The sequence below is a fragment of the Pseudomonas sp. PI1 genome, assembly GCF_000812405.1.
GTDB classification, from domain to species: Bacteria; Pseudomonadota; Gammaproteobacteria; order Pseudomonadales; family Pseudomonadaceae; genus Pseudomonas; species Pseudomonas citronellolis.
The window spans coordinates 178,756-191,985 of sequence record NZ_JWMC01000045.1 but is presented as its reverse complement, the minus strand read 5'-3'; the positions used below and the strand labels follow the sequence as shown (position 1 = coordinate 191,985).

The 13,230-nt window shown below is 66.6% G+C and carries 18 protein-coding genes; 8 read left to right on the top strand and 10 right to left on the bottom strand.

Annotated elements, in window-relative coordinates:
* Positions 1–13: 13 nt before the first annotated feature.
* Genes RN02_RS15835 through RN02_RS15815 form a run of 5 tightly spaced genes read left to right on the top strand, consistent with a single transcriptional unit; the run spans position 14 to position 3,809 of the window.
* Positions 14–385, top strand: a complete 372-nt coding sequence (locus RN02_RS15835; RefSeq protein ID WP_009617785.1) for a hypothetical protein — start codon at positions 14–16, stop codon at positions 383–385.
* A 13-nt stretch (positions 386–398) separates the two neighbouring features.
* Positions 399–1,775: a class II fumarate hydratase FumC gene (gene fumC, locus RN02_RS15830; RefSeq protein WP_043315226.1), complete on the top strand. Its 1,377-nt coding sequence runs from the start codon at positions 399–401 to the stop codon at positions 1,773–1,775.
* A 27-nt stretch (positions 1,776–1,802) separates the two neighbouring features.
* Positions 1,803–2,252: a tetratricopeptide repeat protein gene (locus RN02_RS15825; protein WP_009617791.1), complete on the top strand. Its 450-nt coding sequence runs from the start codon at positions 1,803–1,805 to the stop codon at positions 2,250–2,252.
* Between the two features lie 8 nt (positions 2,253–2,260).
* A complete protein-coding gene (locus tag RN02_RS15820; RefSeq protein WP_043315225.1) occupies positions 2,261–2,887 on the top strand; it encodes a superoxide dismutase in 627 nt (208 codons plus the stop codon).
* Between the two features lie 22 nt (positions 2,888–2,909).
* Positions 2,910–3,809: a ZIP family metal transporter gene (locus tag RN02_RS15815; RefSeq protein WP_043315224.1), complete on the top strand. Its 900-nt coding sequence runs from the start codon at positions 2,910–2,912 to the stop codon at positions 3,807–3,809.
* Positions 3,810–3,834: 25 nt separating this feature from the next.
* Here the strand turns inward: RN02_RS15815 and RN02_RS15810 are convergent, their stop codons facing one another.
* From RN02_RS15810 to RN02_RS15765, 10 genes are all read right to left on the bottom strand, one after another.
* Positions 3,835–4,107, bottom strand: coding sequence for an HPr family phosphocarrier protein (locus RN02_RS15810; protein WP_009617794.1), 273 nt, complete (start codon positions 4,105–4,107; stop codon positions 3,835–3,837).
* A gap of 31 nt (positions 4,108–4,138) precedes the next feature.
* Positions 4,139–4,996 carry an RNase adapter RapZ gene (gene rapZ / locus RN02_RS15805; RefSeq protein WP_043315222.1) on the bottom strand — a complete coding sequence of 286 codons (858 nt, stop codon included), beginning with the start codon at positions 4,994–4,996 and terminating at the stop codon, positions 4,139–4,141.
* 1 nt (position 4,997) lies between these two features.
* Complete coding sequence (gene ptsN, locus RN02_RS15800) at positions 4,998–5,462, bottom strand: PTS IIA-like nitrogen regulatory protein PtsN (protein WP_009617799.1); 465 nt, start codon at positions 5,460–5,462, stop codon at positions 4,998–5,000.
* 12 nt (positions 5,463–5,474) lie between these two features.
* Positions 5,475–5,783, bottom strand: a complete 309-nt coding sequence (gene hpf / locus RN02_RS15795; RefSeq protein WP_009617801.1) for a ribosome hibernation-promoting factor, HPF/YfiA family — start codon at positions 5,781–5,783, stop codon at positions 5,475–5,477.
* 76 nt (positions 5,784–5,859) lie between these two features.
* Positions 5,860–7,362 carry an RNA polymerase factor sigma-54 gene (locus RN02_RS15790; protein ID WP_024128165.1) on the bottom strand — a complete coding sequence of 501 codons (1,503 nt, stop codon included), beginning with the start codon at positions 7,360–7,362 and terminating at the stop codon, positions 5,860–5,862.
* A 207-nt stretch (positions 7,363–7,569) separates the two neighbouring features.
* A complete protein-coding gene (lptB, locus tag RN02_RS15785) occupies positions 7,570–8,295 on the bottom strand; it encodes an LPS export ABC transporter ATP-binding protein (protein ID WP_009617805.1) in 726 nt (241 codons plus the stop codon).
* On the bottom strand, positions 8,295–8,831 hold the full coding sequence (gene lptA / locus RN02_RS15780; protein ID WP_009617806.1) for a lipopolysaccharide transport periplasmic protein LptA: 537 nt from the start codon (positions 8,829–8,831) through the stop codon (positions 8,295–8,297). Before lptA ends, lptB begins: the two co-directional genes overlap by 1 nt.
* Positions 8,818–9,387 (bottom strand): LPS export ABC transporter periplasmic protein LptC, encoded by a 570-nt coding sequence (gene lptC / locus RN02_RS15775; protein WP_009617808.1) that lies wholly within the window; start codon positions 9,385–9,387, stop codon positions 8,818–8,820. Before lptC ends, lptA begins: the two co-directional genes overlap by 14 nt.
* Positions 9,388–9,395: 8 nt before the next feature.
* On the bottom strand, positions 9,396–9,920 hold the full coding sequence (locus RN02_RS15770; RefSeq protein ID WP_043315221.1) for a KdsC family phosphatase: 525 nt from the start codon (positions 9,918–9,920) through the stop codon (positions 9,396–9,398).
* Complete coding sequence (locus RN02_RS15765; protein WP_043315220.1) at positions 9,921–10,895, bottom strand: KpsF/GutQ family sugar-phosphate isomerase; 975 nt, start codon at positions 10,893–10,895, stop codon at positions 9,921–9,923.
* Between the two features lie 243 nt (positions 10,896–11,138).
* Between RN02_RS15765 and RN02_RS15760 the strand changes: the two genes are divergently transcribed.
* The 3 genes from RN02_RS15760 to mlaD are packed head-to-tail and all read left to right on the top strand — an operon-like array spanning position 11,139 to position 13,221.
* Complete coding sequence (locus tag RN02_RS15760) at positions 11,139–11,948, top strand: ATP-binding cassette domain-containing protein (protein WP_009617813.1); 810 nt, start codon at positions 11,139–11,141, stop codon at positions 11,946–11,948.
* Positions 11,948–12,745, top strand: coding sequence for a lipid asymmetry maintenance ABC transporter permease subunit MlaE (mlaE, locus tag RN02_RS15755; protein ID WP_009617815.1), 798 nt, complete (start codon positions 11,948–11,950; stop codon positions 12,743–12,745). Before RN02_RS15760 ends, mlaE begins: the two co-directional genes overlap by 1 nt.
* Entirely contained in the window at positions 12,745–13,221 is a 477-nt protein-coding gene (gene mlaD / locus RN02_RS15750; RefSeq protein ID WP_009617817.1) for an outer membrane lipid asymmetry maintenance protein MlaD, read from the top strand. The genes mlaE and mlaD overlap by 1 nt, the downstream gene beginning before the upstream one ends.
* Positions 13,222–13,230: the final 9 nt, after the last annotated feature.

Here is a 13,230-nt window from a genome sequence, read left to right as displayed (position 1 = left end):
TCGAGAGCCAGCCATGTTCGTCGAAACCCACACCTCCCTGCTCGACCGCTGGTACCGCCTGGGCACCCGCATCCGCTGCGCGCTGGAGCCCGACGAGCCGCGCCTGCTGGAGCTTTACCTGTTCGAGACGCGCTACCTGGTGGCCTGGGAGCCGCTGCCGGCCTGGCAGCTGTTCGAGAAGAGCTTCCAGTTGCTGCTCGACACCGCCGCCGACGTCGCCCTGCCGTGGCATTGGCGCGGGCTCTGCCTCGACCACGCCTATCGCCCGCTCTGCGACCTGCGCCGCCTCGCCGGCGATGCCGAACGCAGGCAGCGCCTGCAACAGCTTTCGCGCCGGCTGGCCACGCAGCCGATGGCGCCTTCCCTGACGTACCACGACCTGTAAGCGAGAAAGCAGAATGACTGACAGCCGTATCGAACGCGACAGTATGGGTGAACTGGCGGTGCCGGCCGCGGCGCTGTATGGGGCCCAGACCCAGCGTGCGGTGAACAACTTCCCGGTCAGCGGCCAGCGCATGCCCGCCGCCTTCATCCGCGCGTTGCTGCTGGCCAAGGCTGCCGCGGCGCGGGCCAACGTCGCCCTGGAGCAACTGGACGCCGAGACCGGCGCGGCCATCGTCGCCGCCTGCGAGGAACTGCTGGCCGGCGACTTCATCCAGCACTTCCCGGTGGACGTGTTCCAGACCGGTTCCGGCACCAGCTCCAACATGAACGCCAACGAGGTGGTGGCGACCCTCGCCGGTCGTCGCCTGGGCCGCGCGGTCAACCCCAACGACCAGGTCAACTGCGGGCAGAGCAGCAACGACATCATCCCCTCGACCATCCACATCAGCGCCGCCCTGGAAATCCACGAGCGCCTGCTGCCGGCGCTGCGCCACCTGCAGGCCACCCTCGAGCGCAAGGCCGGCGAGGTGCAGCAGTACGTCAAGACCGGGCGTACCCACCTGATGGACGCCATGCCGGTGCGCCTGAGCCAGGTGCTCGGCGGCTGGGCCCAGCAGGTACGCCAGGCCACTGCCAACCTCGAAGCCCTGCAGCCGGCGCTGCAGCAGCTGGCCCAGGGCGGCACCGCCGTCGGCACCGGGGTGAATGCCCACCCGCAGTTCTCCGCGCGCTTCTGCCAGGAACTCAACGGCCTGACCGGCCTGGCCTTCCGCCCGGGCGACGACTTCTTCGCGCTGATCGGCGCCCAGGACACCGCCGTGGCCGTCTCCGGCCAGCTCAAGACCCTTGCCGTGGCGCTGATGAAGGTCGCCAACGACCTGCGCTGGATGAACTCCGGCCCGCTCGCCGGCCTCGCCGAGATCGAGCTGGAAGCCCTGCAGCCGGGCTCCTCGATCATGCCCGGCAAGGTCAACCCGGTGATCCCCGAGGCCACCGCCATGGTCGCCGCCCAGGTGATCGGCAACGACGCCACCATCGCCGTGGCCGGGCAGTCCGGCAACTTCGAGCTGAACGTGATGCTGCCGGTGATCGCCGACAACTTGCTGCAGAGCATCCAGCTGCTGGGCAACGTCAGCCGTCTGCTGGCCGACAAGGCCATCGCCAGCTTCAAGGTCAACGAGGCGCGCCTGCGCGAAGCGCTGTCGCGCAACCCGATCCTGGTCACCGCGCTGAACCCGATCATCGGCTACCAGAAGGCCGCCGAGATCGCCAAGCAGGCCTACCGCGAAGGCCGCCCGATCATCGAGGTCGCCCTGGAGAACACCGATCTCGGCCGCGAGCGCCTGGAGGCCCTGCTGGACCCCGAGAAACTCACCGCCGGCGGCCTCTGAGGCCGCGCCACCATGGAGGTATGTGACATGCGCCATTGGCAACAGACCATCGAACTGGGCAACCGCTGCTTCATCCGCAACGAGTTGATCGATGCCCGCGAGCACTACCTCCACGCCCTGGCCCACGCCCAGTTGCTGCTGGGCCGCTGGCACGACCCGGACGAGGCGGTGATGGCTTTCGTCATCTCCCACCACAACCTGGGCGACCTGCACGTGCAGCTGGGCCAGCCGGAAGAGGCCGCCGAATACCTGTGCAACTGCCACGAGCGGCTGCTGGAGCTGAGCATCGACCCGCGGCAGAGCCGCGACATGCGCGAGGCCGCGCTGCGCCACAGCCGGCGCAGCTACCTCGAACTGCTCAACTTCATCGGCGAGCACGGCAACTACCCGCGCACCCGCGAGCTGCTGCACCAGCAGGGCGAAGTGGAGCTGCGCCCCGGCCTCTTCGCCACCCCGCAATCCATGCGCTACCACTAGGAGCGACCATGCCCCACAGTCTTCCCGCCTTGCCCTACGCCTACGACGCCCTGGAGCCGCACATTGATGCGCGGACCATGGAGATCCACCACAGCAAGCACCACCAGACCTACGTCAACAACCTGAACGCCGCGCTGGAGGGCACGCCTTTCGCCGAACTGCCGGTGGAGGAACTGCTGCAGCAGCTCAACCGCCTGCCGGAGAAGCTGCTCGGCGCGGTGATCAACAACGGCGGCGGCCATGCCAACCACTCGCTGTTCTGGCAGGTGATGTCGCCGACCGGCGGCGGCGAGCCCGACGGCGCCCTGGCCCGCGCCATCGAGACCGAACTGGGCGGCTACGCGGCCTTCCGCGAGGCCTTCACCAAGGCCGCGCTGACCCGCTTCGGCAGCGGCTGGGCCTGGCTCTGCGTCGACAGCCAGGGCCGCCTGAAGGTGGAAAGCAGCGCCAACCAGGACAGCCCGCTGATGCAGGACCTGATCCCCATCCTCGGCCTGGATGTCTGGGAGCACGCCTACTACCTGCAGTACCAGAACCGCCGGCCGGAATACATCGCGGCCTTCTACGAGGTCGTCGACTGGTCGGAAGTGGCGCGCCGCTACCGCCTGGCCCTGGAGCAGCGGGGGCTCGCCTGATGCCCGCCGCGGAAGTGAAGCCATGCGCCCGCTAGAGGCAAGCACGCGGCAGGGCGGCGCGCGCAGCCTGCGCTGGCTGCTCGGCCTGGGGATAGTGTTGCTGGGCAGCGGCCTGCTGTTCAACCACCTGTTGCTGCTGGCGCGCCTGCAATTGCCGGCGCCGCTGTACCAGGCGCTGAGCGGCGGCCTGATCTGCGCCCTGGGCACCGCCCTGGGCGCCGTGCCCGTGCTGCTGATCCGCAGCATGCCGGCGCGGGTCGCCGATACCCTGCTGGGCTTCGGCGCCGGAGTGATGCTGGCGGCGACGGCCTTTTCCCTGCTGCTGCCGGCCCTGGAGGCGGTCGAGGCGGGCGGACGCTCGCCGCTGTACGCCGCGTTGCTGGTCAGCTTCGGCATGGCCCTGGGGGTACTGGGGCTGATGCTGGCCGGGCGGATGCTGGACGATGCCCAGCATGACCTGGACGACGCGCCGACCCCCGCCATTCCCGCCCGCATCCTGCTGTTCGTCGCGGCCATCGTCCTGCACAACATTCCCGAGGGCATGGCCGTGGGCGTCGCCGCCGGCGGCGAGGTCCAGGGCGCCGGCGGCCTGGCGCTGGGCATCGCCCTGCAGGACGTGCCCGAAGGCCTGGCCATCGCTCTGGTGCTGGCCGGCGCGGGGATGTCGCGGGTGCGGGCGATGCTGGCCGGCGCGGCTTCCGGGCTGGTCGAGCCGCTGTTCGCGGTGCTCTGCGCCTGGCTGGTGGGGGTGTCGCGGATGCTGCTGCCCTGGGGCCTGGCCCTGGCGGCGGGGGCGATGCTCTACGTGGTGGTGCGGGAGATCATTCCCGAATCGCAGCGGCGCGGCTATGCCGGGGAGGCGACCCTGGGCCTGATCGTCGGCTTCTGCCTGATGATGGTGCTGGATACGTCGCTGGGCTAGCGCCCGGCGCTGTGCGGACAGGCGGTCACTCGCCTTCGTCGAAGTAGTTGTTGATCAGGTCGACGAGAGCCTGGAGGGCCTCGTCGGCCTGCTCGCCCTCGGCGTTCAGGTGCAGGTTGGTGCCCTTGCCCGCGGCCAGCATCATCACCGCCATGATGCTCTTGCCATCCACCGTGCTCTCCGGGCTGCGACCGACGCGGACCTGGCACGGGAAGCGGCCGGCCACGCCGACGAATTTGGCCGCCGCGCGGGCGTGTAGGCCGAGCTTGTTGATGATGGTGATCTCGAGGGCGGGCATCGCGAGGGGGCTGTCCTTTCGTTATCTGCTGCTAGCTCAGGTCGCGGTGGCGAATCTGCACGTTCTTCAGGGTGGCTTTCAGGGCATTGCCGATGCGCTCGGCGAGGTAGACCGAGCGATGATGGCCGCCCGTGCAGCCGATGGCAATGGTGACGTAGGCGCGGTTGCTGGCGGCGAAGCGCGGCAGCCATTTGTTCAGGTAGCCCAGGGTGTCCTGGTACATCTCTTCCACGTCGGCCTGCTCGGCGAGGTATTCCTGCACGCCCTTGTCCAGGCCCGACTGCTCGCGCAGCTCGGGTTTCCAGTAGGGGTTGGGCAGGCAGCGCACGTCGAACACCAGGTCGGCGTCCACCGGCATGCCGCGCTTGAAGCCGAACGACTCGACGAGGAAGGCGGTGCCCGGCTCGGGTTTGTTCAGCAGGCGCAGCTTGATGACGTCGCGCAACTGGTAGAGGTTGAGGCTGGTGGTGTTCAGCTTGAGGTCGGCGAGGTCGGCGATCGGGCTGAGCAGTTGCTCCTCGTCGGCGATGGCCTCGGCGAGGGAGCGGGTGTCGGTGGTCAGCGGGTGGCGCCGGCGCGTCTCGGAGAAGCGCTTGAGCAGCGTCTCGTCGTCGGCGTCCAGGTACAGCACGTCGCACTGGATGTGCTTGTCGCGGGCTTCCTGGAGCAGTTCGGGGAAGCGCTTGAGCTGGCTGGGCAGGTTGCGCGCGTCGATCGACACGGCCACCTGCGGGTGCATCAGCTCGGTGTGCAGCAGCGCGCGCTGGGCCAGGTCCGGCAGCAGGCTGGCCGGCAGGTTGTCGATGCAGTAGAAGCCGTTGTCCTCGAGGACGTTGAGGGCGGTGCTCTTGCCGGAGCCGGAACGGCCGCTGACGATGATCAGGCGCATGCTAGTGGCCGTTCTGCACTTCCACGACTATCTGGTACAGCGCCTCGCCATCGCTCGCGCGGCGCAGGCGTTCGCGCACCTCGGCGCGGTCGAGCATCGAGGCGATCTGGCGCAGCAGCTCCAGGTGCTCCTCGGTGGCGGCTTCGGGTACCAGCAGGACGAACACCAGGTCGACCGGAGCGCCGTCGAGGGCGTCGAAGTCCACCGGCGCATCGAGGTGAAGGATGGCGCTGATCGGCGCCTTGCAACCGGTCAGGCGGCAGTGGGGAATGGCGATGCCATTGCCGAAGCCGGTGGAGCCCAGGCGTTCGCGGGCCACCAGGCTTTCGAAGATGTCTTGCGCGTCGAGGCCGGGAAGGTCTTTCACGACCAGGTTGGCGATCTGTTCGAGTACGCGCTTCTTACTGCCGCCCGGCACGTTCACCAGGGAACGGCCGGGGGACAGGATCTGCTCAAGTCGGATCATAGGGGAGGGGGGTTAGCGGACTCCAACGCCCTGTTGGCGTTCGAGGTACTTTTCCTTGTGTTTGATCAGTTGTCGATCGAGTTTGTCGGTCAGCAGGTCGATGGCGGCGTACATGTCTTCGTGTTCTGCACAGGCCACGACTTCGCCACCGGAAATGTGCAGCGTGGCTTCGATACGCTGTTTCAGCTTTTCGACCTCCATGATGACCTGAACATTGGTGATCTTGTCGAAGTGGCGCTCCAGTCGGCCGAGTTTCTCGACCACGTAGTCGCGCAGGGCGTCGGTCACATCCAGTTGATGGCCACTGATGTTGACTTGCATACCGCTTTCTCCTTATTGCCCGTGTATAAGTGGCAGGTTATGGGGCCTGCCGCCGGAACACCTTGGCTTGGGTCAATCAGACCAGTCGCTTGCGCTCGCTCGATGGAGCTATTCCGAGAGATTCCCGGTACTTGGCGACTGTCCGACGTGCCACTTGAATGCCCTGTGCCTCCAGTAAACCAGCGATCTTGCTGTCGCTCAACGGCTTTTTCGGACTTTCTGCCGCGACCAGTTTCTTGATGATCGCGCGGATCGCCGTGGACGAGCATTCGCCGCCCTCGGAAGTGCTCACGTGGCTGGAGAAGAAGTACTTCAGCTCGAAGATGCCGCGCGGGGTGTGCATGAATTTCTGCGTGGTGACCCGCGAGATGGTCGACTCGTGCATGCCCACCGCCTCGGCGATGTCGTGCAGGACCAGCGGCTTCATGGCCTCCTCGCCGTACTCGAGGAAACCGCGCTGGTGCTCGACGATCTGCGTCGCCACCTTCATCAGCGTCTCGTTGCGGCTCTGCAGGCTCTTGATGAACCAGCGGGCTTCCTGCAACTGGTTGCGCATGAAGGTGTTGTCGGCGCTGGAGTCGGCGCGGCGCACCAGGCCGGCATACTGCGAGTTGACGCGCAGGCGCGGCACCGCTTCCTGGTTCAGCTCCACCAGCCAGCGCTCGTTGTGCTTGCGCACTATCACGTCCGGCACCACGTACTCGGCCTCGCCGGACTCGATCTGCGAACCCGGGCGCGGGTGCAGCGACTGGATCAGCTCGATGGTCTCGCGCAGCTCGTCTTCCTTGAGCTTCATGCGCCGCATCAGCTGGGTGTAGTCGCGGCTGCCGAGCAGGTCGAGGTGGTCGGCGACCAGGCGCAGGGCCTCGCTCAGCAGGTGGGTGTTGGCGGGCATCTGGCGCAGCTGCAGCAGCAGGCATTCGCGCAGGTTGCGCGCGCCGACGCCGGCCGGCTCCATCTGCTGGATGCGCCGCAGCACCACTTCCACCTCGTCCATCTCGATGCCCAGCTCGGGGTCGAGGGAGGTGAGGATGTCTTCCAGGGACTCTTCCAGGTAGCCGTCGTTGTTGATGCCGTCGATGATGCTCAGGGCCACCAGGCGGTCGCTGTCGGACATGGGGCAGAGGTTCAGCTGCCACAGCAGGTGGCTCTGCAGGCTTTCGCCGGCGGAGGTGCGGGCGGTGAAGTCCCATTCGTCGTCATCGTTGCTGGGCAGGCTGCTGGCGCTGGTCTGGTAGACGTCTTCCCAGGCGGTGTCGACTGGCAGCTCGTTGGGGATGCGCTCGGCCCACTGGTCTTCGTCCAGGCTGTCGGCGCTGGGCGTGGTGGTTTCCTGGAAGCTTTCGCTCTGCGAGTTGACGTTGGTATTGGTGGGGGTTTCCGCGCCCTCGGCGTAGGGGTCGCTACCGTCGAAGTCTTCGCCTTCTTCCTGGCGCTCGAGCATCGGGTTGGATTCCAGCGCCTCCTGGATCTCCTGTTGCAGATCCAGGGTGGAGAGTTGGAGCAGTCGGATGGCCTGTTGCAGCTGCGGAGTCATCGTCAGCTGCTGGCCCATCTTGAGGACGAGCGATGGTTTCATGGCTGGAACTTGGCACCTTGTCCGCGGGCGTGTAGCGCACCCAATCCACGACTACGGGCGCCTGGACCCAAATTCCCGGACGCCGCTAGGAAGCAAATTATATGCCTGAATTCTCAGACTTTGCCTAGGGGCGTTTGCGCATAATTCGCTGCCTGTCCGTCGGCGCGACATGAGGTTGCGCCCCGGCGCGACGGCCGGGGCAGGACTTCAGAGGCGGAACTCGTGGCCCAGGTAGACTTCCTTGACCAGTTCGTTGGCCAGAATGGCCGCGGAATCGCCCTCGGCGATCAACTGGCCGTCGTTGACGATGTAGGCCGTCTCGCAGATGTCCAGGGTCTCGCGCACGTTGTGGTCGGTGATGAGCACGCCGATGCCCTTGGCCTTGAGGTGGTGGATGATCTGCTTGATGTCGCCCACCGAGATCGGGTCCACGCCGGCGAAGGGTTCGTCGAGGAGGATGAACTTCGGCGAGCTGGCCAGGGCGCGGGCGATCTCCACGCGGCGGCGCTCGCCGCCGGACAGGCTCATGCCGAGGTTGTCGCGGATGTGGTGGATGTGGAACTCCTCCAGCAGGCCCTCCAGGGCCTCCTTGCGGCCGTTGCGGTCGAGGTCGGCGCGGGTTTCGAGAATGGCGCCGATGTTGTCCGCCACCGACAGCTTGCGGAAGATCGAGGCTTCCTGCGGCAGGTAGCCGATGCCGGCGCGGGCGCGGCCGTGCATGGGCAGGTTGGTGACGTCCTGCTCGTCGATGCGGACCACGCCCTGGTCGGCGCGGACCAGGCCGACGATCATGTAGAAGCAGGTGGTCTTGCCGGCGCCGTTGGGGCCGAGCAGGCCGACGATCTGCCCGCTGTCGATGCTCATGCTGACATCGCGGACGACCTGGCGACCCTTGTAGCTCTTGGCGAGGTGCTGTGCGGTGAGCGTGGCCATTACTGGGCTTGATCCTGCTTCTTCTTGGGCTGGATGACCATGTCGATGCGCGGGCGCGGGGTGGTCACCTGGGTGCCGGTGGCGCGGCCGGCGTTGACGATCTGCCGTTCGGTGTCATAGACGACCTTCTCGCCTTCGAAGGTGTTGCCTTCCTGGATCACCTTGGCCTGGTCGATCAGGATCACCCGGTTCTGGGTGACGAAGTACTGGATGGTCAGGCCGTAGGCCTTGGTGATTTCCTTGTCCGGCGCCGGCTTCTGCTCGAAATAGGCGGGCTTGCCGACCGAGGTGACCACCTCGATCTCGCCGTCCTTGTTCTGCTTGAGGGTGACGGTGTTGCCGGTCAGCTTCATGCTGCCCTGGGTCACCACCACGTCGCCGCGGTACACGGCGACGCCCTGCTTGTCGTCCAGCTCGGCGCTGTCGGCCTGCACGCGGATCGGTTGTTCGCGATCCGTCGGCAGCGCCCAGCCAGCGCTGCTGCCCAGGGCGGCGACGAGGCCGAGGAAAAGGGGGAAGGTTTTAACGAACCTCATGCTGACCTCTTACGTTGGACAGCAGGGTCATCCGGCTGTCTTTCAGATACGCTTTCATGCCTACCGCCGTGGTCACCCCTTGGGGCTCGGTGATCTTAACGGGTTGACTGGTCTCGGCATAATCCTTGTCCGGGAACACCGTCATGCGCGTGGTGGTGAGCAGCAGGGTGCGGTTCTGCGCGTCGGTGCGCTGGACCCGGACGTTGTCGATCAGTTCGACCTGCTTGCCTTCCGGGCCGACCTCGGCGCGCACGCTCTGCACGTGCCACGGCTGTGGCTCGCCCTCGCGGAAGAAGAACAGGTCCGGCGTGGTGACGTTGGTGACGTCGGTGGCTTTCATGTGCTCCAGGCGATCGGCGGTCATCTCGTAGGCCAGGCTGCCATCCTCGCGGTACTGCAGGCTGTGGGCATTGGCCGCGTAGAAGTCGATGGCGTCGTTGCTCGGCGCGACCTGGCGCTCGTTGAAGTCCAGGCGCACGTTCCAGTAGTAGCCCAGTGCGACCAGCAGGACCGCGATCAGGGCGAGGAGGAGCTTCTGGCGAAGGGTCTTCGGCATGTCTGGCTCTACAGGTAGGCGCTTTGCGCCGCCTCGAGGTTGCCCTGGGCGCGCAGGATGAGTTCGCAGAATTCACGGGCCGCGCCTTCGCCGCCGCGCGCCTGGGTCACGCCGAGGGCGTGCTGGCGAACGAAGGCGTCGGCGCTGGCCACCGCCATGCCCAGGCCGACCCGGCGGATGACCGGAAGGTCCGGCAGGTCGTCGCCCAGGTAGGCGACCTGTTCATAGCCTAGCCCGAGTTCGGCGAGCAGTTGGTCGAGGACCACCAGCTTGTCCTCGCGGCCCTGGAACAGGTGCTCGATGCCCAGGTTCTGCGCGCGGCGCTCGACCACGGCGCTCTTGCGGCCGCTGATGATGGCGGTGCGCACGCCCGAGGCGATGAGCATCTTGATGCCGTGGCCGTCGAGGGTGTTGAAGGTCTTGAACTCGCCGCCGTCGGGCAGGAAGTAGAGCTTGCCGTCGGTCAGCACGCCATCCACGTCGAACACCGCCAGGCGCACGCCACTGGCGCGTTGCAGCAGGTCTGCGGTCATTCAGATGACTCCGGCGCGGGTCAGGTCGTGGACGTGCAGCACGCCGACCGGGCGGTCGTCGCCGTCGACCACCACCAGGACGTTGATCTTGTGGTCGTCCATGATCTTCAGGGCTTCGGCGGCGAGCATGTCCGGGCGCACGGTCTTGCCGTGCGCGGTCATCACCTGGTCGATGGTGGCGCTGCGCACGTCCACGCCCTTGTCCAGGGTGCGGCGCAGGTCGCCGTCGGTGAACACGCCGGCCAGGCGGCCGTCCGCGCCGAGGACGATGGTCATGCCCAGGCCCTTGCGGGTCATTTCCAGCAGGGCGCCGCTGAGCGAAGTGCCGGGGGAGACCTGCGGCAGTTCTTCACCCACGTGCATGATGTTTTCCACTTTCAGCAACAATCTCCGGCCCAGGGCGCCGCCCGGATGGGAGAAGGCGAAGTCCTCGGCGGTGAAGCCGCGGGCTTCCAGCAGGGCCACGGCGAGGGCGTCGCCGAGCACCAGGGAGACGGTGGTGGAGGAGGTCGGCGCCAGGTTCAGCGAGCAGGCCTCGTGTTCGACGCTGGCGTCCAGGTTCACCGCGGCGGCCTTGGCCAGCGGCGACTCGGGGTTGCCGGTCATGCTCACCAGGGTGATGCCCAGGCGGGCGATCAGCGGCAGCAGGGTGATGATCTCGGCGGTGGAGCCGGAGTTGGACAGCGCCAGGACCACGTCGTCCCTGGTGATCATGCCCATGTCGCCGTGGCTGGCCTCGGCCGGGTGCACGAAGAACGCCGGGGTGCCGGTGCTGGCCAGGGTGGCGGCGATCTTGCGGGCGATGTGCCCGGACTTGCCCATGCCGACCACCACCACGCGGCCGGTGCAGCCGAGCAGCAGTTCGCAGGCCCTGGAGAAATCGGCCCCGATGCGTGGCAGCAGGGCATCCACCGCATCGCGCTCGAGGCCGATGGTGCGTTGTGCCGACTGGATGAAATCGTGATTCTGGCTCATGTTCCGATCGCGTGGGGCGAAGTGAAGGGCGAGATTATAACGGTAAAGCGGTCCGGGCTTCACCCTGCCGATACCGGATCTTGCACAGGGAAAGCTGAATCCGAGCTGAATCGCCGGCGGCGGGCCTTGGGCCGCCGCGCGCGCCAATGCTATAGTTCGCCGCCGTTCGGCCTGTCTTGCGTTACCGTGTTCCGACGGTTCGACGGGGCATTGCAGGGACAGGGCCGTCATGCAAGGAGTTCTATGAGCACCGATGAAAAATACGCTGTCGAGCTGAAGGGGGTCACCTTCAAGCGCGGTACCCGCGCCATCTTCGACAACGTGGATATCCGTATTCCGCGCGGCAAGGTCACCGGCATCATGGGGCCGTCGGGTTGCGGCAAGACCACCTTGCTGCGCCTGATCGCCGCACAGCTGCGCCCGGTCAAGGGCGACGTCATGGTCAACGGGCAGAACCTGCCGAAGCTGGCCCGCGCCGACCTGTTCGACCTGCGCAAGCAGTTCGGCGTGCTGTTCCAGAGCGGCGCGCTGTTCACCGACCTGGACGTGTTCGAGAACGTCGCCTTCCCGCTGCGGGTGCACACCGACCTGCCCGAGGAGATGATCCGCGACATCGTCCTGATGAAGCTGCAGGCCGTGGGCCTGCGCGGGGCGCTGGAGCTGATGCCGGACGAGCTGTCCGGGGGCATGAAGCGCCGCGTGGCGCTGGCCCGGGCGATCGCCCTGGACCCGCAGATCCTCATGTACGACGAACCCTTCGTCGGCCAGGACCCGATCGCCATGGGCGTGCTGGTGCGGCTGATCCGCCTGCTCAACGATGCCCTGGGCATCACCAGCATCGTGGTCTCCCACGACCTGGCGGAAACCGCCAGCATCGCCGACTACATCTATATCGTCGGCGACGGCAAGGTGCTGGGGCAGGGCACGCCGGCGGAGCTCAAGGAGCTCGACGATCCGCGCGTGCGCCAGTTCATGAAGGGGATTCCGGATGGTCCGGTGCCCTTCCACTATCCCGCGCGCGACTATCGCGCCGACCTGCTGGGGGAACGCTGATGCGCAAGACTTCACTGCTCGAGCGGATTCGCCTGCTCGGGCGGTCGGGCCTCGACGTGCTCGAGGCGCTCGGCCGTTCCACGCTGTTCCTCGGCCACGCCATGCTCGGCCGCCGGGTGCCCGGCGGCATGGGCCAGCTGCTGGTCAAGCAGCTGTACTCGGTGGGCGTGCTGTCGCTGGCGATCATCGTGGTTTCGGGCGTCTTCATCGGCATGGTGCTGGCCCTGCAGGGCTACAACATCCTCAAGGACTATGGTTCGGAGCAGGCGGTGGGGCAGATGGTGGCCCTGACCCTGCTGCGCGAACTGGGCCCGGTGGTGACCGGCCTGCTGTTCGCCGGCCGCGCCGGTTCCGCGCTGACCGCCGAGATCGGCAACATGAAATCCACCGAGCAGCTCTCCAGCCTGGAGATGATCGGCGTCGACCCGCTGCGCTACGTGATCGCGCCGCGCCTGTGGGCCGGCTTCATTTCGATGCCGCTGCTGGCGGCGATCTTCAGCGTGGTCGGCATCTGGGGCGGCGCCGCCGTCGCCGTCGACTGGCTGGGCGTATACGAGGGTTCCTTCTGGTCGAACATGCAGAACAGCGTGCAATTCGGCGAGGATGTGCTCAATGGCGTGATCAAGAGCGTGGTGTTCGCCTTCGTGGTGACCTGGATCGCCGTGTTCCAGGGCTATGACTGCGAGCCGACCTCCGAAGGGATCAGCCGCGCAACGACTCGAACCGTGGTCTATGCCTCCCTGGCGGTACTGGGGCTGGACTTCATACTGACCGCTTTGATGTTTGGAGACTTCTGATGCAAACCCGCACCCTGGAAATCGGTGTAGGCCTGTTTCTTCTCGGCGGCCTGCTGGCCCTGCTGCTGCTGGCGCTGCGTGTCAGCGGCCTGACCATCGGGCATTCCAATGACACCTACCAGCTGTATGCCTACTTCGACAACGTCGCCGGCGTGACCGTGCGCGGCAAGGTGACCATGGCCGGCGTGACCATCGGCAAGGTGGTCGCCGTGGACCTGGACCACGACAGCTACCGTGGCCGGGTGACCATGGAAATCAACAAGAGCGTCAACAACCTGCCGGACGACTCCACCGCGTCTATCCTCACCGCAGGCCTGCTGGGCGAGAAATACATCGGCATCAGCGTCGGCGGCGACGACAAGATGCTCACGGACGGCGGCGTCATCCACGACACCCAGTCCGCGCTGGTGCTGGAGGACCTGATCGGCAAGTTCCTGTTGAACTCGGTCAACAAAGAAGAGCCCAAGAAGCAATGAGGATGATGA